Raw genomic sequence first — 21,492 nt, forward strand, 5'->3', positions numbered from 1 at the left:
AAAACAACAAAACCAAACCGTTGAGCAGCTCTTTAAAATTGAATCATTTTATGTGACTTAGGGCTATACATCAAAACCACGATTAAGTATAGTGCTGATAACGTATTGCCGCATATACTAGCTATCCATCAATATGCGCACCCTAAAACCTCGAAGCAGGCTCTGTACAGCACGTATCAACGTATTGGCGGCAACCAATTTTCCGGTGTTGCCACTGTCTGGCATTAAACGGGAAAGTAACGGTAATGCTACAGGTTCCTTGCTGGACCGACGATTGATGATGGCCAGATGGACCACATCGTGTGTCACGCTCGCTAACACCAGCCGCGCAAATTGCCGTGCAGCGCCAGCCAGGAGCATTTTTCCTGTTGCAATCACTTGTAGTAACTCGTTCAGTGATTGCGCATAGCCGGCATCAAATACGCTTCCGTGACAAATCCTGTCAACGTCAACATCGCCCCGATCAACAACTCGATAAAAGCATCCGTTGATCTTGGGGGTAGCGCTTTGGTTAAAAATATTATCCAATTACACAGTGCGCCAGGGATACCAACATATCCTTTTGCGTTCATCGCGGCTTCCAGAAGTAAAATGAAATTTCTTTCTAGATAGAGATCGCCTTTCTAAACAACTTTTAAAAACAAAGCTGTTTAGAAAGGCGGCAACGTTTTTTCGTTGCCTTGTCAAGTCTTTTTGTTACTTTTCTGACTTTGGATTATTTTCTCCTTTGATGGTGAAATTCTAAACTCTAGTTACTTGAATCGGCTCAGCTAAATGAGATTCTTTAATACCCAAATAACTTGCAGTTATGATTAATTGGCTTAAGCGATTTATTTTCGCTTTATCGGCTGGCTTGGTTGGGGTCATAGTGTACATGATGCCGCTAGGAACAATACTTGAGGAGAAATATGGTCTGAGCTGGCTATTCCATTTCCGTGATGGAATATCTGCACCTGTTAATGTTGTTGTTATCGCGATCGATCAATCGTCTGCTTCAAAGTTAAATTTGCCGCTCAAGCCGGAAAAATGGCCACGTGAACTGCACGCTGATCTGATAAATAAGCTTGTTGAGGCAGGTGCTGAGGCCATTGCGTTTGATCTGATCTTCAGTGCTTGCGGCAGTAGGCCTGAAAGTAACGAAATGTTGGTACATGCAATGAAAAAAGCTGGAAATGTTGTTTTAGTGGAAAGGTTAATCGATTCCCAAAATATCAACTCATTTCCATATCAGATCGCAAAAGAATTCGATGATTGCAAAGCTAACAATGAAAAAGACAGCGAATTAGTAAATACAAAAGAAAGAGAAGAGTTTTTTTTCCGAGATTATCCAGTGCTTAACGGAATATGGCGCTTGCCAATACTGCCAACCATTGCCAATGCTGCTCGGGTGACTGCTCCATTCATCTTGCCCAGGGGTTCTGTGACCCAGTATTGGGCATTCAATGCCAGCGCAGGTGATATCCCATCACTACCCTCTGTGATGCTGCAAATTTACGCGCTTCAGGTCTATGATGATTTTGTTCATTTGCTTCGTGCTGTGGATCCAGTGCTGGCATCTCAAATACCTACCAGTAGTCATGACGTCGATGTGGAGGATCTGATGCTTACATTGCGCAGCGCATTTGCCAGCGATATGAAACTGGTGAGCGATATACGATATGAGCTAGACCGAAACCCATTTATCAGCCAGGGTCATAAAAAAATCATCCATGCAGTGATCAATCTATATTCTGGAAGTGACATACGGTATCTTAATTTTTATGGACCGCCACGTGCTGTGACAACAATATCCTATCATCAAGCTTTGCAATTTGACGGTTTCAAGTCAAAACAGTCCAGCCTGAAAGGTAAAGCTGTCTTTATTGGAGTATCTGCTGGCAGTTTCAGCGAACAAGATGAGTTGAGGGATGATTATGTCACAGTGTTCAATCAACCAGATGGATTGCAGATCAGTGGTGTCGAGATTGCAGCAACTGCTTTTGCCAATTTGCTGGATGATCGTCCTGTACATTCCCTACCTTTGCTAGGTACGTTATCCGTTCTGTTTCTGTTTGGTTTTGTATTGTGCTTGGTTTTCCTGGTTTTACCGGATCGAAGTGCTGCTGTGGTAGCTAGTATGCTGATATTTTTTTATGGCCATGGTGCTTATTATCTTTTTAAAATTAATGGCTTATGGCTGCCTTTAGTTGTGCCATTGGTACAGGCTGTGCTGGTTTGCGGTGTCGTGTTATTGTTGAAATATGTTGAATCTGTCAAGGAGCGCAAGATTCTCAAGGAAGCATTCGGCAAGTATGTGCCTGAACAAGTGGTTAATGATTTTGTGAATAATGCTGGCAAGGAGACAGCGGCCAGCAAATTGCTTTATGGTGTATGCATGGATACAGATGCTGAAAAGTATACAGAGCTTGGTGGAAGATTGAAGCCGACAGAACTCAGACTATTGATGAATGATTATTATGCAATCTTATTTAAACCAGTAAAACAGTATGGAGGCATTGTTTCCGATGTCAAGGGAGATGCAATGCTAGCCATATGGGCCGCATCAACTGCACTGTCTTCTCAGCGTAGACAGGCGTGTTTTGCTGCGCTTGAGATTATCAAGGCGGTTGAATACCACAATCAGCATAACCATGAATTCCAATTGCCAACCCGTATCGGACTGCATGCTGGTGAGATGACTTTGGGAAATGTCGGGGCCATTCATCATTATGAATATCGCGCCGTAGGAGATATGGTTAATATCGTTAGCCGCATTCAGGGAGCAAACAAATATTTCCGAACACGCTTGTTGTTATCGGAGACAGTCGTGGATGGATTGGATGATTTTCTGGTGCGTCCTCTGGGAAAAATTCTGCTTGCTGGCAAATTAACTCCCATCGTTCTAGCAGAGCTCATGGCTAGTAAGAAAGATGCAAACGACGCCCAGTTATGGTTATGTGAAGGCTTCGCCAAAGGCTTGTTAGCTTATGAGTTACAGGAGTGGAGTACTGCCTGCAATCATTTTTCTGAAATTCTCCAGGTATTTCCCGATGATGGGCCATCACATTTTTTTCTAAATCTTTGCCAGAATTATAAATTGACTCCACCTCAGTCATGGAATGGCATTACACGTATGCCAGGAAAATAATTTAAATAGATTTCTTCCAGAATAGATCATTTGATCAATATTTTTCAAAGCATTTGAGAAATATCACAAAAGTTCGAAAAGAATTCATATAGGCTTTAACCAATAATGATAATATGGTTATTGCATAATTTATTTGTAATCATGAGTAATAAGAAGTGGATAGATAGTGAAGATGTAATGCTGGAAGTTTGCCAGAGAGAAAGACAAAATTTCCTGCATGTCTGGAGATTTGTATGGCAAGTTTTGCTAGTTGTCTCATTTAACTTTTATTGCAGTGCATATGGTGCTGGTGCTACAGCCTCAGCAGTATCATGCTCTGAGGCAATGGCATATATTGTTTCAATAGAAGGCACTGTGGAGTTACGCAGAGCGGAGGAGCAGCGCTGGCAGCGCGTAAAACCTTATGAGAAGCTATGCCGCGGCGATATGCTTAGAGTTCGTTCCCGCAGTCGGACCTCTATCAGACTGAGCAATGACAGCATGCTCAGGCTTGATCAGAAAACGACTATTACTCTAATCGAACCAAAAGAAGAAGAAACTACATTGCTGGACTTACTCAAGGGTAAACTCCATATCATCACCCGCACCCCCAAACCGTTTGAGATTAGAACCCCCTTCGTTAATGGGGGGGTCGAGGGTACTGAATTTTTCATGGGGGTTGAGCACGAAAAAGCCAGCATCGTTGTATATGAAGGTAAAGTAACCGCCAGCAATAAACAGGGTAGTCTTATGCTGGCTGATCATGAATCTGCCACTATTCTTAAAAATCAGGCACCACAGAAAGAAGGTGTTATTCACCCCACTGATGCGGTTAAGTGGGCGCTGTACTACCCCACTATCATCAATTATCGGCTAGATGAAAAGAATGTTACTGAATCAGCGCAGTTGATCGGGCGTACTTCGTTAGAATACTATCGCCAGGGTAAGTTATTTGAAGCATTGTCAATACTTGATCAGATCAGCCCACAAGAACTGATTCTACCCTTGCTGACTTATCGTGCTGGCTTGCTACTTTCTGTGGGGCGGGTAGATGAAGCTAGAAGTAACATCGAACAGGCGCTTCAGCTTCAGCCGAACAACAATGAGGCTTACGCGCTGCAAGCCATTATCGCAGTAGTTCAAAACGACAAAGAAAGCGCACTTAACCTGGCCACGCAGGCGGTTGAGCTTAATCGTACTTCATCCGCTGCTAGATTGGCGCTCTCTTATGTGCAACAAGCATACTTTCAGATTGAAGAAGCACTTAGCAGTGTGGAAGAAGCTGCTCGCATTGATGCAAAAAATGCGCTGATCTGGGCTCGGCTTGCGGAATTACATATGTCAACCGGTTATCTTGATCGTGCGCTAGAAGCAGCCCAACAGGCTGTCAATCTGAATCCTCATCTAGGCAAGACACAGGTCGTCCTTGGATTTGCCCATCTATTGCGAATCGACACACAAAAAGCCAAGGCGATCTTTACTGAAGCGATCAAGCTTGATCAAGCTGATCCCATGCCCAGGCTTGGGCTAGGATTGGCTTTGATCCGTGAAGGCAAGCTGGAAGCAGGCCGCATTGAAATCGAAATTGCAGTAAGCCTCGATCCGGCTAATTCATTGATACGCAGTTACCTCGGTAAGGCTTATTTTGAAGAAAAGCGCTATCCCTTAGCAAGCACCCAATTTGATTTAGCCAAGGAACGTGACCCCAATGATCCCACGCCCTGGTTTTATGATGCTATTCAGAAACAGACTCAGAACCAGCCGGTAGAAGCGTTACGTGATATCCAGAAATCAATTGAACTGAATAACAATCGTGCAGTATATCGATCAAAGCTGCTGCTTGATCAGGACCAAGCCGGGCGCAGTTCCAGTCTTGCCCGCATATATGATAACTTGGGGTTTGAGAAGCGCGCATTGATGGAAACCGCGAAATCATTGAGTTACGATCCGGCTAACCATTCTGCACACCGCTTTCTTTCAGATGCGTATGTCAACATGCCGCGGCATGAGATTGCCCGTGTCAGTGAATTACTGCAGGCGCAGCTGTTGCAACCAATCAATGTCAATCCAGTGCAACCTCATTTGGCAGTTGCCGATCTCAATATCATTACAGGAACAGGCCCGACAGCATTGGGTTTCAACGAATTTGCCCCACTCATGGAGCGCAACAAGTTACAACTGGTGGCATCTGGCATTTTCGGCAGTAACAGTACGCTTGGAGATGAGGTAGTGGCATCTGCTGTTTATGATCGTGCCTCAGTTAGTTTGGGGCAATTTCATTTCGATACGAAAGGGTTTAAAAGAAACGATCCTGGAATACCTAACAACAATGATCAAACTCACAATATTTACAATGCATTCATACAGTATGCCCTCACTCCCAAATTCAATATACAGACTGAATTACGGACACGAGAAGGAGGCCATGGGGATATTCAGTTGGATTTCAATCCCAGAAATTATGATCCAAGCTATCGACGAGAGCTGAGCGAGGATATTGCAAGAATAGGAGCGCGATATGCACTATCGCCCAATCAAGATCTGATTTTTTCCGGAAAATATATTGATCGTTCTGAGAACTTAAGACAAAACAGTTTTGATTCTGATTTAGAAAATAAGGGTTTCCAGATTGAAGCTCAGCATATGTTCAGGACAAAAGATTTTAATTCAATAATTGGAGGAAGCGGTTACCGATTTGATAACAATTTGCATATAAATGGTATAAAAACTTCTAAAGAATTAGAGCGCGAAAGTGCTTACGTCTACACAAATATCAATTTTCTCCGGAATATAGATGCGACATTAGCACTAAGCTATGACTCATTCTCAAATACGCTGTTTACCGAGAAAGTGGATAAATTTAATCCCAAATTTGGTTTGCAGTGGAATATTACAAATTCTATCAGATTGAGAGCTGCATGGCTTGAAGCGACTAAATCCCATCTGATAGCTCAACAATCATTAGAACCAACACAAGTAGCTGGCTTCAATCAGTTCTATGATGACATTAATGGCACTCGATCCAGGCGCATGGGGGTTGGGCTAGATACTTATTTTATTAATAAGCTATATAGCGGGATCGAAATATCTGAGCGTAAACTAGAAGTACCAATTGGCGCAGATTTCGTTCAAGAGCATCGTGTAATAGAACATTTACAAAAACAAAATGAACAGCTCTATAGAGCATATTTATATTGGATATTCAATTCTAATTGGACAATTAAAAATGAAATACAATTTGAGAAATTTGCACGTAATCATCGGGATAAAGGGATAGATGATAATGAACCAGATCGGATTCAAATGCTGAGCCTGCCAATAACTGTAAATTATTTTCATCCACGGGGCTTTTTTTTCAACACTTCTATAAATATTCTGAAGCAGAACTTGCGACGTAAGCAAGACTTTAATGATAGTCAAGAAAGAAATCCAAAAATCACAAACTCTGGAATAGATACGTTCTTTTTGCTCGATTCCATAATTGGTTATCGATTTCCTAATCGTAGAGGGATACTTACTTTTGAAGGGAGAAATTTGCTTGATGATAAATTTTTTTACAGAAATATTAACTTTAATTTATCTGAAGCAGTACCTACTCGATATGTACCTGAACGAACTTTCTTTGTGAGGTTAACTTTAAATTTTTAAAGGAAATCGAAATATGAGCTATAGCTACAAGCTTATTAGATATTCATCTTGCGGTACTCTTGTAGAGTATTTAAATAACAGTCAGTCATGGATAAGTCCCTGTATCTCCAATAACGCTTTTCAATACACTGGAAACAATCTTCCTTACAAAAATCAATTTTTTTATATTAAAAAAGAGAGTAACGGGCGCTATTGTCTTTATTCTGCTCAAAAACAGTTGATAGGAGGGCAATATTACTATGTGCCAGTAGGTTCAGCCTTGCTTTGTTCCAATTGAATTTTTTGACTGATTTCTGACTAAAGATTGAAATTGTTACTTGTAATATAATGAGTGCTATTCATGAGATAGACTCGTTCTTTTAAACTGAGTAATGATTGAAACTTATTCTGATTGAACCAGCAAGTGAAGTTCTGAATTCTTTTGTCGCATAGATCACTATGAATCTACTTGATCAATCTTTTCTCACTATCTTTTCGAACATCAAGGAATTTCATGGTCTTTCGTCGGTTGATCTTGGAATCATTACACAATCTTTTCATAAGCAACATTATGCTGCTGGTGAAGAGATCGTGCGTTATCACGATGATAACAGCAGCGTTTTCTTTGTCCTACAGGGTGCGGTTCAGATTAAATATTATGCATTGTCAGGTGATGAGGTGATTCTGCGTGATTTACCGGCAGGGGAGATGTTTGGCGAATTGACGGCTATTGATGGTTTGCCACGTTCCGCAACGGTTGTTGCAAAAACGGATTCCTTAGTGGCATCCATTCCGGACAAGGCTTTCTTGCAGTTGATTCATACCAATCCTGCATTCTGTACTGCTATTCTGAAACGACTGGCAGGTCAGGTGCGCCGCCTTACTGAACGTGTTTATGATTTCAGTTCACTGGATGTACGTGACCGTATCCACGCCGAGTTATTGCGTTTGGCGAGAGAAAACATGGTATCGCCTAATACCGCCTTGATATCTCCTGCACCTACCCACTCTGATTTGGCTTGTCTTGTTAGTACGACTCGTGAAGAGGTAAGCCGGGCAATGAAGGAGTTGAAGCGAGATAATCTGATTATGTGCAATGGTCGCAACTGGCAAGTGCTGGATGTGGCTAAACTTACCAGGATGGTTAACGAAGTGCGCGGTTCCTTGGAATAAAATTCTATCCTTTCGCCAGCATTCTGTCAGGGAATTTTTCCTTTGTCTTTGTTAATAATCAAAAGTTAACAAAATTTTTCTAGCAATAAAATCAGTTGATTCTAAAGTTATTTTCTAGGATCGAGTATGGCCAAAAGCATGATCACTTGATAGAATCGCCATCTTAATAATTTCAAGAATACCGTATTACACTTTTAAATTTTAGGAATATCAATGGCTACCCAAGACTTTTGCCCAGAGAAGAAAATCTCGATCTTTTATCCACCTCAACGTGTTTTGATGGGTCCTGGCCCTTCCGATACGCATCCGCGCGTGTTGTCCGCGATGTCGCGCCCAACCTTAGGTCATCTGGATCCGGTGTTCACGGACATGATGGAGGAGCTGAAAAGTTTGATGCGTTACGCATTTCAGACAACCAATTTACTAACCTTTCCTGTATCGGGTCCCGGTTCAGTAGGTATGGAAATGTGCTTTGTCAACATGATTGAGCCAGGCGATAAGGTGATCGTTTGCCGCAATGGTGTGTTCGGTGGACGTATGGTCGAGAATGTGGAACGTCACGGGGGGGTGGCTGTAATAGTGGATGACAAGTGGGGTGAGCCAGTTGACCCTCAGAAAGTAGAAGATGCCTTAAAAAAGAATCCAGATAGCAAAATCGTAGCGTTTGTTCATGCTGAGACCTCTACCGGCGTGCAGTCTGATGCCAAAACCCTCAGTGATCTCGCTAAGCGCTATAACTGCCTGACGATCATGGATACAGTGACTTCATTGGGCGGAACTCCCATTTATATCGATGGCTGGGGAATCGACGCAGTTTATTCCGGCAGCCAGAAATGCCTGTCTTGCCCGCCAGGTCTTTCTCCAGTAAGTTTCTCCGAGCGTGTGGTAAACCTGGTCAAAAACCGTAAACACAAAGTACAAAGCTGGTTTATGGATATCAATTTGCTTTTGGGCTACTGGGGGTCATCTCGCACCTATCACCATACAGCTCCTACCAATGCGTTGTATGGATTGCATGAAGCTTTATTGATGCTATATGAGGAAGGATTGGAGCATTCTTGGGCACGGCATCTGCGCAACCACAAAGCATTAAAAGCTGGCTTACAGACGCTAGGTATCGAGTATGTGGTTGCTGAACCCTATCGGTTGCCACAACTGAATGCTGTGCATGTGCCGGTAGGCGTGGATGAAAAAGAAGTACGCCGTAGACTACTTGCTGACTTCAATATGGAAATTGGCGCTGGCCTGGGTGATTTTGCTGGGAAAATCTGGCGCTTTGGCTTAATGGGTACTTCGAGTCGTGTTGAAAATGTCGTTTTCTGCCTGAATGCGTTGGAAGTAGTTTTAGCGGATATGGGTATGAAGGTTGAGCGAGGTGCTGCTGAAGTGGCGGCTCACCAAACGTATGCAGCTAATCCAATGACATTGTAAATTCTGATTGCAACGACAATCAGAAGCTATGTAACCACTTTCTTTCCTCCAGGAATAGGAGTGGTTACTGTATCGCGGTAAAGTGGCAGACGAGTTTTGCTGCGATTCTCTTCTAATTTTTATCAAGGCTTGTAGGATCATCATTCTGCGCTTCGCTCGCCTATTGTTCGTTTTTTCCGGATAATCCTGTTCGATGAACTTGGGATCTCCTTTGCAGCTCATTATTGCTCCTTTGCTATCTTTTTTGGCATCGTATTTACTGATTTTCTGGCTGGCGAAGGGCAATGCACCGAAGATACTGGATATTCCTAATACACGCTCGTTACATAGTACCCCTGTTCCTCGGACTGGTGGTATCGGTCTGCTTTTGCCAACATTGATAATATGGTTGCTGTTTCCTGTTTCATTACCTATTCCATTGTGGGTAGGGTTAGGGTTGCTTGCGCTTGTTTCATTGGCTGATGATGTGATGAATTTATCCGTGCTGGTGCGTTTGCTCGTTCATATTATCGTGGCCATGGGTTTTTCTACCATGCTTTTACTGGATACGCACGGTTGGGTCGTAGTAATAGGAATTGGCATGGCAATGATCTGGATGTGCAATCTATACAATTTCATGGATGGTTCCGATGGGCTTGCTGGTGGTATGACGCTCATTGGTTTTGGCTATTATGGGGTGGCTGCATTACTTGCTGGCAATATGGAGTTTGCCATGGTTAATTTTTGTATTATGGCTTCCGCCGGGGCTTTCTTACGCTTCAATTTTCATCCGGCCCAGGTATTCATGGGGGATGTGGGGGCGATACCTTTGGGGTTTCTGGCGGGAGTGCTCGGTACGTTGGGCTGGACTAAGGAGCTGTGGTCTTTGTGGTTGCCTTTGCTGGTATTTTCACCCTTCATAGTCGATGCGACTGTGACGCTGGTAAAGCGGTTGTACCGTGGTGAAAGGATATGGCAGGCACATCGTGAGCATTATTATCAACGTATGATCCAGAGTGGGTTTGGGCATCGCAATACAGCATTATTGGGGTATATATTGATGTTGCTTGCCGGAGGGAGCGCCGTATGGACGAGCAAGGATCATTTTGTCACGCAGAGCTGGTTGACCGTAGTGTGGGGAGGTGTTTATTTGATTATAATGCTGGCTTTTGACTGGTATCAGCACTATCGCTTCAATAATAAACAGAATGATCGCACGTAAATTTCATAAACGCTCACTCATCGCTTTCATTCATGATTTTATTGCAGTGATCGCAGCATGGTGGCTTGCTTATTTATTCCGCTTTAACTTTGAAATCCCAGCAGATTTTCAGGCTTCGCTCAAGGAGAATTTGTTCTGGATTGCGCCTACCCAGACAGCTATGTTCTATTCATTTGGCCTGTATCGCGGTATATGGCGATATGCCAGCTTGCCAGATTTAAAACGGATTCTTCTGACCGTTGCACTTGGCGCAGTGATTGTCCCGTTTGTAATATTCATGCTGCAGCTGCCTGTGCTGGTGCCGCGGGCGGTAATATTTCTTGCGCCGTTACTGTTGCTGCTGATTATGGGGGGGAGTCGCATTCTGTATCGGTCGTGGAAAGAACGACGCTTTTACAGCCTAAAAAATGCTGAAGGTAAACCAGTTATTGTCCTAGGTACGGGAAGTACTGCTATCAGTCTGGTAAAAGATCTGGATCTTTGTCCTGATTGGCGGGTAGTTGGCCTATTGGGTGACAGTCCCAAGAGACTAGGCGCACGTTTGCATGGTGTCCGCGTATTGGGGACGATCAGCGAACTACCTACCTGGGTAGAAAAACTAAGCGTGGAACATGTCATCATTGCTATGCCATCAGCTTCCCAGAATGAACGACGCCGGGCGCTCGAAATGTGTGCAGATATCGGTATTAAGGCACTGACGATCCCATCCTATGCTGATCTTGTGAGCGGTAAAATGACAGTATCGCAAATCCGTGATGTTGAGCTGGACGATTTGCTTGGTCGTGCACCGGTGGTGCTCGATACCGAGGGATTGCATGACCTGTTGACTGGAAAGACTATACTGATCACAGGTGCGGGTGGTTCGATAGGTTCTGAACTATGCCGGCAGATTATGGCGTTTAGCCCCAGACAACTGGTTTTGTTTGAATTAAACGAACTTGCACTGTATACCATACAGGAAGAATTTCTCATCAAGTTTCCGGCTATCCCCATGGCTTTTCTGATCGGAGATGTCAAGGACCGCATAAGACTATTGCAAGTATTTGACAAATATCAACCCACGGTGGTATTTCATGCTGCGGCCTATAAGCATGTGCCTTTGATGGAAAATGAAAATGCCTGGCAGGCGATACTGAATAACGTCATGGGAACATATGAGCTGGCGAAAGTAGCGATCGAACATGGGGTAGAAAAATTTGTATTGATTTCTACTGACAAGGCAGTGAATCCTACCAATGTAATGGGTGCTAGCAAGCGGCTAGCTGAGATGGTTTGTCAAGCGCTACAACAATCGGTATTGCATGCTGAGAACAGACATATCGCATCATCCAAAACGCGTTTTGTCATTGTGCGTTTTGGTAATGTTCTAGGGAGTACGGGGAGTGTGATTCCTAAATTCCGGGAACAAATCGCAAAAGGCGGTCCCATCACTGTGACACATCCTGAGATTTCCCGCTATTTCATGTCTATTCAGGAAGCGGCGCAATTGGTTTTGGAAGCCGGTTCAATGGGCGGAATGAAAGGCGGTGGAGAAATATTTGTTTTGGACATGGGGGAGCCGGTCAGAATCGTAGACCTGGCCAGAGACATGATCGGGTTATCTGGCCTAAGTGAAGACGATATCAAGATCATTTTTACTGGGTTACGTCCAGGTGAAAAGCTGCATGAAGAGTTGACTACAGAAAGTGAAAGCACTTTACCGACTGAGCATGAAAAACTTCGTATTACGTTGTCTCACCAGGAAAATGAGCAATGGCTCACCTCGCTCATAGACTGGGTTGCTGAGCGACCAATGGTGAATGATGAAGATGTCAGGCTGACCTTGTCGAAATGGGTACCCGAGTATTCGGAGAAAAGGGTAGGTGATCAGAACTTAGCAGAACAAGCAATAACTTCAGGTATACCTTGATAGGCTGGTGAGGTATAAACTAGATTTTTATTTTGTTTTAACGTGTAAGTTGTCCAAAACATATTAGTACACAGCAAGTTTTGTTGCTGATACGATCTTCTACCGTAAGCGATAACTGTCGTTAATTAAATACTATTTCTACGCAATAAAGTATGCAATCTTTGCATAGCTTTATATCAGGAAAAAATTTGTCTGGATTGAAGAAAATATCATCATAACTTAAATTACTTATCCACAATTTCTGTGGATAAGTATGTGGGTAATTTGTAAATACTAACGCTAAGATGGTTATTTATAATCATATTTTCTGATTCGATTAAATTTTGAACGCATAAAATTAATTTATTAATCAATAATTTGCAATTTTGTTGTGTACTAATGCGGATTTTGAAGAAGTGTGCCGCCTTTAGAAAGACAATGTGGATATTTTGTGATGTCAAGAAGTTTCTTTAAACTTAATGCATGTCACCTATTCAGGAGACTGGGTTTGAATGATTAAAGCGATAATGATTACTATATGACGAAAGTTTTATCCTCCAATCTACATATATTGCAGTATATAAATAAGATATTATCAATGATCGTTCATGCTTAATATTCAGAATCTTACCTATTTACAAAATGGAGTGCCGCTGCTACAGAATGCTAATTTGCAAGTATTTGCCAATCAGCGCCTTGGTTTGGTTGGCAGAAATGGTTGCGGAAAATCTACACTGTTTCGACTGATACGTGGGGAGATTCAGCCTGACAGTGGTGAAATTATGCTCCAGACTGGTAAAACGATTGCTTTTGTCGAGCAGGAAATTATCAATTCTCATCAATCTGCATTGGAGTTTGTGCTGGATGGCGATATTGAGTTGCGACAACTGGAGAAAGCACTGGCGCATGAAGTACATGATACTGACTGGTTTGAGTCGCAGCATCGTTATGAAGCCATTGATGGCTATGGGGCGCGTGCGCGTGCTGCCAAATTGTTGGATGGATTAGGTTTTTCAAATGATGCTTTGGAATGTTCTGTCAATCAATTTTCGGGTGGCTGGCGAATGCGCTTGAATTTAGCGCGTGCATTAATGCATCGGGCAGATTTGCTGCTTCTAGATGAACCGACCAATCATCTTGATTTGGAGGCTATCCTTTGGCTTGAACAGTATCTAACTCGTTATCCCGGCAGTTTGATGGTAGTTTCGCACGATCGTGAATTTCTGAATACATGCGTGAATCGTATTGCGCACATTCATAATCAGATCATTGATAGCTATAGTGGCAACTACGATGATTTTGAGTGTGCCCGTGTTGAACGCATCGCACAACAGACCCAAGCTGTCCAGCAACAGCAGAGGTATATTGCTCATATGGAAGACTTTGTGCGCCGTTTTCGAGCCAAGGCAACCAAGGCCAAACAAGCGCAAAGCAGGATTAAGGCACTTGAGCGCTTGACACGGATCGTGCCACTTTGTGTAGAAGATGATCATTATCAGTTACAGATCAATGCTCCCGAGCGCGGCCCTGATGTATTGTTGAAAGTGGAAGACATGGGTTTCGGTTATGGTGAAAAGAGGTTATTCCAGCATGTCAATGTATCCTTGCGAGCAGGGATGCGTATTGCGCTCTTGGGGCCGAATGGTGCGGGCAAATCAACCCTGATCAAATTGTTGATTGCTGAGCTTAAACCTGATACAGGCCGTGTTAGCATGGCATCAGATATTCGAATTGGCTATTTTGCGCAACATCAACTAGAGAAGTTGGATGGATTGATGACGCCGTTACAGCATTTTCAGCAACTGGCTCCCAAGGAAACGGCATTGACATTACGTACTTTCCTGGGCCGATTTGGGTTGGGCGCCAACAGTGAAGATCGGCCGGTGATGACTTTCTCTGGCGGTGAGAAAAGCCGCCTGGCACTGGCTTTGCTAGCTTGGCAGAAGCCGCACTTGTTGTTGCTGGATGAGCCTACTAATCACCTTGATTTGGACATGCGCGCCGCACTCATGCTGACACTAGAAGAGTATACCGGCAGTGTGGTGCTAGTATCACATGATCGTAGTTTGATAGGTGCAGTGGCGGACGAATTGTGGTTAGTTGCAGATGGTCAGGTGCGATTATTTGATGGTAACTTGGAAGATTATAAAGATTGGATTGAGAGTCAGCGTGCACGGGAAGCCATTAAACCCAAGCATAAAAAGGTGATTCAACCAAAAGTTTCCAAACCAAATAAAAAGGCGCTTCTTTCCAAGCAGGCCAAGCTAGAGGCAACATTATCTATTGCACAAACAGAATTGGCTGCAATCAATCATCAGTTGGCTAATCCGGTTACCTACATGACTCGCCCGCGTGAGGAAATCAAGCGGCTTGATCAGATACGTGCTGAGTTAGAAGGCAAAATTACAGAGTTGGAAGAAAGCTGGTTGGAGTTGGAAAGGATGATGGAAGAATGCGATTGAATCCAGATCTCTACAATTTTCTACGAGTCCGGCGGACTCTTAGTATTTGACGCGTACCCGATAGGCTAGCGTGGCTTCGCCCCCGGCCGGGACTGCTATTTGCCATTCGACCATGCTAGCGGCTAGCTTGGTGTGAGGCGATGACTCAGATAGCATAGTCCAGTCTCCCGGGATCGGCTCCCGTACTTGCACGGTGACCGCTTCTTTTTTAGTGTTTCTTAATATGATTTGATAAGCTGTTTCAAAAACGCTGGCATGGTGTGGCGCGCCAGCGATTTGCTGAAAATCGGTTTGTATCTTATCAGCAGTAAGATCAAAAGTATTTCCCAGTTTGAGACGAATCCGCTCGTTTTGCGGAGTGTGTTCGATCTGATCTTCGCCAATAAATTGACTATTCCCTTGCGTATCTTTTTTATAGACCCGAATAATTCCTTTTGGTAATGGAATTCCCAAGCCTTCACCTTGATTAACAAAATTGATGAATACTCCTGCTTTTAGTTTCTGGCTGATCGTATCGTATTTGCTAGTATAGTAATAATCTGCGCCTTGCAGGATGAATTCTTTGCTGATAGGGAGATGATTTGCGGACATGAGTGCAACTTGCTTGGTCTGGTTTTCGGTAAGTGTGGTAGGGTGTTGCAGTGTATAGAGATGATATTCAAAGAGTGATTCTTCTTTCATTTGCGCTGTATCAGCCACTTCAGATACCATGGCCATCATTTTTCTGGCTATTCGATGCTCAGGGTGAGTTTGGTGAACATCACCTGCCACCAGCTGCAGTTTGGCATGATGATAGTCGATGCCGCTTTGATTGGTTAACGTTACCAGTCCGCTGAGATCAATCTGGTTATCATCTTCATTCAAGGCAGCTACATAGTCGGTGCGCCAGGACAAGCCAGTTGTGAGATAGGAAAGTTCAAGATCATGTTTTCCGTGGGATGGATTGGTCAGTAAAATGAGCAATGTGGGTCGGTCGCGCAAATTTTCCGGTACTCCAGAAAATATAATTCGTCCCGGTATGCCACTTTCGATGCGGTCCTTAAATTTAAGGATAGTGCCTTCATTCGTCGAAAGTACCGTGGCTGCTTCGCTAGTTTCAGAGCCTGTCGCAGGGTTGGTGCGAATGACAGTGACTTCTTTGCCCAAGTATTTTTCCAGCAGTTTTTGCGGCGTGAGAAGCTCGAAGTTGAAATTCTGTTCCAGTAAGCGAAAACCTGAAGAATGCGTAAGGTTGCGTAATAGTACGGTTTCAGGACGTATCTGCGCAGAGACCTCACGCCAGGCCAACTTGTTGAGTGCCTGGTTCAGCATAACGCTGCGCGAATCTTTTATGAGTGCCAGATTTCCATTATAAATGGTAACAACAATGTTCTTCTGATCTCGGAGCGTAGTGATTCTTTCGTCCATCGATGCAGCCGCATTACTTAAAGGAATGCTTATCATTGTTATTGCAAGGAGTGTTGTGCAGAGAGATTTCTCATGAGAATACCTTCTCTCTGCCATTAAACACATCTTGCCTAACCATTCAATTACCATAATTGCTTCTTGACCGGAAGACATTTATTTCCATAAAGTTGGTAAAAACCACCGTCTTTAGACGGTGACTTTGACTTTAAATGTGTTGACCCAAGCTGCGCTAACCTCCTACTTTCAGTAAATGGTAGTTTAGCTCTTATCAGAAACTATTTTAATTATTTCAACATTTTCAGTGATATCTGTCGAGCCCTTACGCTCGTTTTCTGCTTTTTCTCGTACGCATGAAAACTGCTTTCTTGTCGTTATTTGAAGACAAAGCTTGGTCTATAGTTTGGATATTGAGGCTAACTCTTCTTCGGCTGACATCTTGCTGTCATCTGGATGAGTTATAAAAGTTAATGATATTTTGACCATTTAGCTGATGTTGTCTGCGAGTAGGGGGTCAGCAACTTTTGTAGATGCGCCATCCAGGGTTCCGTAATATCTCTGATTTTTGCATCGCAAGCTAATATCTGATGGATGATCTCAATTTTTCTTTTCTGCGTATCCGCACTTAATATCCGTTGCGGAGGATTAGTAATCAATGCATGAGTTAATTTTTTGCATTCTTGTTCTAGTGCAAACAGTTTTTCCCAATTATTTCCCTGGGCGGCTTTTAGCATTTGATGAGTAATGGTCAATATCGTTTTGTAGGTGGAAATTATTTGTACTTCGTCCATAATTATCATTATTTTAATTGGTATGTATTTAAATGGCATTAGAATCAACAGCATAAAAACTGCTACCAGTTACACCGTCGCTATTATCGGCGTTCTATATAAAATGATTGAGTTCATGGATCTATGAGTCATTTGTCTAGAAATTACAAGCCATACTTCAGTTCTGGCATGATTAATGTACAAAATTGGATGATAGATATACTGAATTGGTGCGGAGGATATCACATAGCATATTCAGATTATTTTGTGCATTCAACAAGATAGTCTTGATGTTAATAATTTGCAGCATTTGAGTTATTATTAAAAACCTAACTGCTTTTCACAAATAAATTGCAGCATTAGTGCCACGGATGCTAATTATTTCAAGCCAATGAAGTTGCTATTGTAGAAATGATCGGACAGTTTGGAAAAAAGTTTAATAGATTGTTAAATGATGACAGAAATCCTCTGCGTTAGCTTATGACTGTTCTGCTTACTTTTTCATTTTTTTGAAGAGATAATCCAAAAATATTCCAATCGCTATGTTATGAAGAGCCTACTTTTTTACTAAGATAACGGATTAATCATAACATAGTATAACTGAAGCGAAGTCTTTTCAAAAAAGCACTTCTGCTTCATATGATAACCATATAATATGCCGAATTCATTTTCCAAATAAGTGCTGAGAATGATGACCAAAAGGCTCAATATACTGTTGGTGGGATATGTGGTTAAGGATGTTGAGCATATCCGAGAAACACTTGAGGCAGGTGGTTTATATTTTGAGTTAGAGTGTGTTACTACCGCTGATGCTTTTCCAAAGGTGCTGGTTGAGTGTCCCTGGGATATCATTTTGTCTGACGATGCAATGCCTGACTTGGGTGCTGAAGGGGTATTATTTCATCTCGCTATGCATCATTTAGCTATTCCAGTGATCGTAGTATCCAGTCAGGGAAGTGATAAGCTAGCGGCTCATTATATGAAAGCAGGTGCTCAGGATTTTATATTAATCTCTTGCATGGTGAGATTGGTACCAGCGGTACAACGCAGCCTTAAGCAAATGGAAACACTTCGGCATTTTCGTGAAACGCAGCTTGCATTGCAGAAAAGTGAAGCGCTTTTTCGTGCAATTGCTTCCAATCTACCCGGGCTAGTATTCCAGTTTTTGTTGAATGAAAATGGTTGCAAAAGTTTTTCTTACGTGAGCGAGGGATCTGTGATGCTGCTAGGAATTTTACCAACAGCATTGATAGCCCAGCCAGATTTATTTACTGATCTGATTTTGCCTGAGGACAAGGCTGATTATGACAAACTCATGCAAGCATCAGCCAGATATTTTTCTACCTGGAATTGGGAGGGACGTATTCAAGTCAAAGGTGATCCTGATATCAAATGGGTGAGCTTACGTGCGACGCCACGCCGATCACTCAATGGTGCTATTCTTTGGGACGGGATCGTCATGAATATTTCACGCAACAAGCAGGCAGAAATCGAAATTGCGCGCTCGCATGCGCAGTTAGCCGAGCTTTCTTCTTATTTGCAGAAGGTCAAGGAGCATGAGCGTGCCAGGATTGCCCGAGAAATCCATGATGATATCGGTGGGACCTTGGCGGCAATCAAGTGCGAGCTACTGCCCTTTCTGGATACTAAGCTGAGGGCGCCAGATTTTTATCAGCAGAAAGCAACTTCGATCGAAGAGTTGGTTGATTATGTGATTGACAGTACGCGCCGGATATCAATGGATTTACGGCCAGGGATACTGGATTGTGGTATTGTAGCGGCCATTGAATGGCAGGCAAGAGAATTTAGCAAACGCACGGAAATTCCTTGTCAATTTTATTGTGATAATGAAGAAATTCCGCTGGATGCAGATTTAGCTATCGCAATTTTCCGTATTTTTCAGGAAATATTGACCAATATTTCTAAACATGCCAGCGCCTCAAATGTCAGCGTCAAACTGTTTGAAAAAAACGGCTGGGTATTCTTGAGAGCAACCGATAATGGTCGTGGAATTAGGGAATCGGATATAAATAAACCGGGATCATTTGGAATACGGGGGATGCGTGAACGTTGTCAACAATTGGGTGGAGAACTTCATGTTAATGGCGTACCTGAAAAGGAGACTTGTGTAATCATCCAGATTCCGGTAAATGGTAAAGGGTAGCGTGCATTGCAAACTGTATCGAGTATCAATAATTGTAGGCAAGGAGGGAAAATGATACGTGTGATGATTGCTGACGATCATGCTATTGTACGCCAGGGTCTGAAACAGATTTTAAGTGAGACGAACGATATTAGTGTAGCCGGTGAAGCAGAAACCGGCTTTGAGGCGATCACAATCGCGCGCCAGCAAGCTTTTGACGTAATGCTGCTCGATATTTCATTGCCTGATAGAAATGGTATCGAGGTGCTCAAGCAAATTAAAAAAGATCGACCTAGCTTAACTATATTAATGCTTAGCATGCATAACGAAAGTGAATTTGCAATACGTGCAATTAAGGCGGGTGCGGCAGGTTATCTGAACAAACAGAGTGCACCAATGCAATTGGTGGCGGCAATTCGTCAAGTTGCAGAAGGGCGCAAACATGTTACTCCGGCCCTTGCGCAGGAACTGGTTAATGCCATTACATTAAATACTGAACAGCCATTACATACTAGTTTATCTGATCGAGAATATCAGACGCTATGCCTGATTGCAGCGGGTAAGTCACTTTCGGAAATATCAAGCAGTATGTGCCTGAGTCCGAAAACAATCAGTGTTTATCGTGCTCGTCTCATGGAGAAACTTAAACTAACAAATAATTCTGAATTGGTACGCTATGCAATTAAACATAATCTGGTTGATTAATTTGAGAGTTTATGAGCCATGATAAATTTAACAATTTTTACTTGATGATCTTTTATCACGGCTTACTTCCCCTAAGAGTTACTGATGAATTAAATAGTGCTGACCCGAAAACTCTCTATCTTATTAGAAAACAATAGGTTATCATTTAATTTTGGGAATGAAGATTTCTAAAAGAAATGAACCAAAACGACATTATTAGGTAGTTTTGGTGCATCTTCAAGCAAAACAACCTCAAACTTTGATTAAAATTGGTGAAAATATCACTTTCAAAAATGAACCTTGTTGGAGTAGGAATCAAATACGCCTAGTGCAAAATATCCAGATATAAATAGGTGAAAACAGGACCTGGCACGCAATGTTGGGGCATAGTCTGTATGATGAAAAAATATGCGTATCAAACATTGGTGGATCCACCTGCCGCAATAATATGATGCCACCATCTGAAGTGATATCGCCATCCTGGAAATTCACTTCAACAGTACGCTTTTTTACCTCTGGAAAATTAAATGATTCCTGGGTACACTTTGTTATTGGCAATTCCTTTTCTTTATTCAGAATAGGTAACTGAATTATAAAGAATTATTACGGAATTGCCACTTCCTCTCGTGCAATATTGGGATTAACCAGTAAATCCTTTGCCTGTTCCATCACCTCTTTACCACTCGCTACACGCGCCATCACCACACTTCCTTTCATAAGTTACTTGTATTATTTCACTTATGAAATAAAAATGGAATTACGCGCCTTGGTAACGAGCTGCACGCCCTTGCTCCCAGAGTTGCTCAAAGAACAACTGGGAGATGTAACCCTGGTCGCCAAATAGTTTCCCAAACAAAGGGTGTGTCAACTCCGGTACCCGATCACGATCATCGACATTGCTCGCCGTGATTTTCATTCCCGGTAATTCCTTCTAGTTATTATGACCAGTTGCAACTTGAACCTATAAAACCAATCCACGCTCGTCTTTCCCCGGGTAGCAAACTCTGCCATTACTTTCTGCGACCAGATGCGGCGTTGTGGCATATACTGTCTTGGTCGAATCAATGAAGCTGATCCCGCTGCAGCGTCCAAAGCGGCTGACCAGAAAGCAGCACAAAGCATCAGGCTACCTGGTAGTAATTCAACAAAGCGGTTATAGCTTATAACCCTGGGAAATAGGACTGTTAATATCTTAACACCTAAGCATCCCGCATAATATGACTTAAACGTCCGGTAACCCGACAGATGAACCTCACCACGGTTCAAATCTCTGGCAAAAGTCGTCAATCGCACAAAAAATCACTATAGTATCCATTAGAACCTGCCTCCTCTCGTGATGAAATCCTTTTTCAAAATATGTCACCGGCAATGTTAAATTGACCGACTAACGACAATATAAAACTGACCCACCTGAGGCAGAATTGCCGCCGATGATTACTAGAACAAGGCGGTGTACATTTAATGCTAACTCAGGAGCTATTAGTGGAAATCCATGTGTTACACCGACAAGGCAAGAGCATTCGAGCTATTGCCAAGGCATTGCAGATATCACGCAATAGCGTACGTAAATATCTGCGCAATATTGCCATGACACCAAACTACA

Annotated in this window: 15 protein-coding genes; 10 read left to right on the plus strand and 5 right to left on the minus strand. The window is 42.8% G+C overall.

Annotated elements, in window-relative coordinates; all coding sequences use genetic code 11:
* Positions 1-117: 117 nt before the first annotated feature.
* Positions 118-528, minus strand: coding sequence for a hypothetical protein (locus J5I83_RS05500; protein ID WP_304053954.1), 411 nt, complete (start codon positions 526-528; stop codon positions 118-120).
* A 280-nt stretch (positions 529-808) separates the two neighbouring features.
* Between J5I83_RS05500 and J5I83_RS05505 the strand changes: the two genes are divergently transcribed.
* From J5I83_RS05505 to J5I83_RS05535, 7 genes are all read left to right on the plus strand, one after another.
* Positions 809-3,127, plus strand: coding sequence for an adenylate/guanylate cyclase domain-containing protein (locus tag J5I83_RS05505; protein ID WP_304053957.1), 2,319 nt, complete (start codon positions 809-811; stop codon positions 3,125-3,127).
* A gap of 141 nt (positions 3,128-3,268) precedes the next feature.
* Positions 3,269-6,754 (plus strand): TonB-dependent receptor, encoded by a 3,486-nt coding sequence (locus J5I83_RS05510; RefSeq protein ID WP_304053960.1) that lies wholly within the window; start codon positions 3,269-3,271, stop codon positions 6,752-6,754.
* 438 nt (positions 6,755-7,192) lie between these two features.
* Complete coding sequence (locus J5I83_RS05515; RefSeq protein ID WP_304053962.1) at positions 7,193-7,906, plus strand: Crp/Fnr family transcriptional regulator; 714 nt, start codon at positions 7,193-7,195, stop codon at positions 7,904-7,906.
* A 213-nt stretch (positions 7,907-8,119) separates the two neighbouring features.
* The gene (locus J5I83_RS05520; protein ID WP_304053965.1) at positions 8,120-9,337 is read left to right on the plus strand and encodes an alanine--glyoxylate aminotransferase family protein; all 1,218 of its coding nucleotides are present in this window, start codon (positions 8,120-8,122) and stop codon (positions 9,335-9,337) included.
* 193 nt (positions 9,338-9,530) lie between these two features.
* On the plus strand, positions 9,531-10,538 hold the full coding sequence (locus tag J5I83_RS05525; protein WP_304053967.1) for a glycosyltransferase family 4 protein: 1,008 nt from the start codon (positions 9,531-9,533) through the stop codon (positions 10,536-10,538).
* The gene (locus J5I83_RS05530; protein WP_304053969.1) at positions 10,525-12,447 is read left to right on the plus strand and encodes a nucleoside-diphosphate sugar epimerase/dehydratase; all 1,923 of its coding nucleotides are present in this window, start codon (positions 10,525-10,527) and stop codon (positions 12,445-12,447) included. Before J5I83_RS05525 ends, J5I83_RS05530 begins: the two co-directional genes overlap by 14 nt.
* 587 nt (positions 12,448-13,034) lie before the next feature.
* The gene (locus J5I83_RS05535; RefSeq protein ID WP_304053972.1) at positions 13,035-14,888 is read left to right on the plus strand and encodes an ABC-F family ATP-binding cassette domain-containing protein; all 1,854 of its coding nucleotides are present in this window, start codon (positions 13,035-13,037) and stop codon (positions 14,886-14,888) included.
* A gap of 39 nt (positions 14,889-14,927) precedes the next feature.
* Here the strand turns inward: J5I83_RS05535 and J5I83_RS05540 are convergent, their stop codons facing one another.
* Positions 14,928-16,331 carry a DUF4139 domain-containing protein gene (locus J5I83_RS05540; protein WP_304053975.1) on the minus strand — a complete coding sequence of 468 codons (1,404 nt, stop codon included), beginning with the start codon at positions 16,329-16,331 and terminating at the stop codon, positions 14,928-14,930.
* A 428-nt stretch (positions 16,332-16,759) separates the two neighbouring features.
* Positions 16,760-17,137 (minus strand): flagellar protein FliT, encoded by a 378-nt coding sequence (locus tag J5I83_RS05545; RefSeq protein WP_304053978.1) that lies wholly within the window; start codon positions 17,135-17,137, stop codon positions 16,760-16,762.
* A gap of 613 nt (positions 17,138-17,750) precedes the next feature.
* Here J5I83_RS05545 and J5I83_RS05550 point away from each other — a divergent pair.
* Both J5I83_RS05550 and J5I83_RS05555 read left to right on the plus strand, forming a co-directional pair.
* A complete protein-coding gene (locus tag J5I83_RS05550; RefSeq protein WP_304053980.1) occupies positions 17,751-19,226 on the plus strand; it encodes a histidine kinase in 1,476 nt (491 codons plus the stop codon).
* Positions 19,227-19,277: 51 nt separating this feature from the next.
* The gene (locus J5I83_RS05555; RefSeq protein WP_304053982.1) at positions 19,278-19,910 is read left to right on the plus strand and encodes a response regulator transcription factor; all 633 of its coding nucleotides are present in this window, start codon (positions 19,278-19,280) and stop codon (positions 19,908-19,910) included.
* Positions 19,911-20,646: 736 nt separating this feature from the next.
* Here J5I83_RS05555 and J5I83_RS05560 read toward each other — a convergent pair.
* Positions 20,647-20,805 carry a transposase gene (locus J5I83_RS05560; protein WP_304053983.1) on the minus strand — a complete coding sequence of 53 codons (159 nt, stop codon included), beginning with the start codon at positions 20,803-20,805 and terminating at the stop codon, positions 20,647-20,649.
* Entirely contained in the window at positions 20,802-21,011 is a 210-nt protein-coding gene (locus tag J5I83_RS14500) for a transposase (protein WP_369683394.1), read from the minus strand. Before J5I83_RS14500 ends, J5I83_RS05560 begins: the two co-directional genes overlap by 4 nt.
* Before the next feature lie 339 nt (positions 21,012-21,350).
* Between J5I83_RS14500 and J5I83_RS05565 the strand changes: the two genes are divergently transcribed.
* On the plus strand, positions 21,351-21,492 hold a 142-nt coding region (locus J5I83_RS05565; RefSeq protein WP_304053984.1), incomplete at its 3' end, for a helix-turn-helix domain-containing protein.

Source organism: Nitrosomonas communis, from assembly GCF_024102715.1.
Lineage (GTDB): Bacteria > Pseudomonadota > Gammaproteobacteria > Burkholderiales > Nitrosomonadaceae > Nitrosomonas > Nitrosomonas communis_B.

Excerpts from the sequence above, each read along its gene's own strand:
- J5I83_RS05525 (WP_304053967.1), top strand. The coding sequence starts at position 9,531 with ATGAACTTGGGATCTCCTTTGCAGCTCATTATTGCTCCTTTGCTATCT.
- J5I83_RS05535 (WP_304053972.1), top strand. The coding sequence starts at position 13,035 with ATGCTTAATATTCAGAATCTTACCTATTTACAAAATGGAGTGCCGCTG.
- J5I83_RS05510 (WP_304053960.1), top strand. The coding sequence starts at position 3,269 with ATGAGTAATAAGAAGTGGATAGATAGTGAAGATGTAATGCTGGAAGTT.
- J5I83_RS05545 (WP_304053978.1), bottom strand. The coding sequence starts at position 17,137 with ATGCTGTTGATTCTAATGCCATTTAAATACATACCAATTAAAATAATG.
- J5I83_RS05560 (WP_304053983.1), bottom strand. The coding sequence starts at position 20,805 with ATGAAAATCACGGCGAGCAATGTCGATGATCGTGATCGGGTACCGGAG.
- J5I83_RS05515 (WP_304053962.1), top strand. The coding sequence starts at position 7,193 with ATGAATCTACTTGATCAATCTTTTCTCACTATCTTTTCGAACATCAAG.
- J5I83_RS05555 (WP_304053982.1), top strand. The coding sequence starts at position 19,278 with ATGATACGTGTGATGATTGCTGACGATCATGCTATTGTACGCCAGGGT.
- J5I83_RS05505 (WP_304053957.1), top strand. The coding sequence starts at position 809 with ATGATTAATTGGCTTAAGCGATTTATTTTCGCTTTATCGGCTGGCTTG.
- J5I83_RS14500 (WP_369683394.1), bottom strand. The coding sequence starts at position 21,011 with ATGCTTTGTGCTGCTTTCTGGTCAGCCGCTTTGGACGCTGCAGCGGGA.
- J5I83_RS05520 (WP_304053965.1), top strand. The coding sequence starts at position 8,120 with ATGGCTACCCAAGACTTTTGCCCAGAGAAGAAAATCTCGATCTTTTAT.
- J5I83_RS05530 (WP_304053969.1), top strand. The coding sequence starts at position 10,525 with ATGATCGCACGTAAATTTCATAAACGCTCACTCATCGCTTTCATTCAT.
- J5I83_RS05550 (WP_304053980.1), top strand. The coding sequence starts at position 17,751 with ATGATGACCAAAAGGCTCAATATACTGTTGGTGGGATATGTGGTTAAG.
- J5I83_RS05540 (WP_304053975.1), bottom strand. The coding sequence starts at position 16,331 with ATGATAAGCATTCCTTTAAGTAATGCGGCTGCATCGATGGACGAAAGA.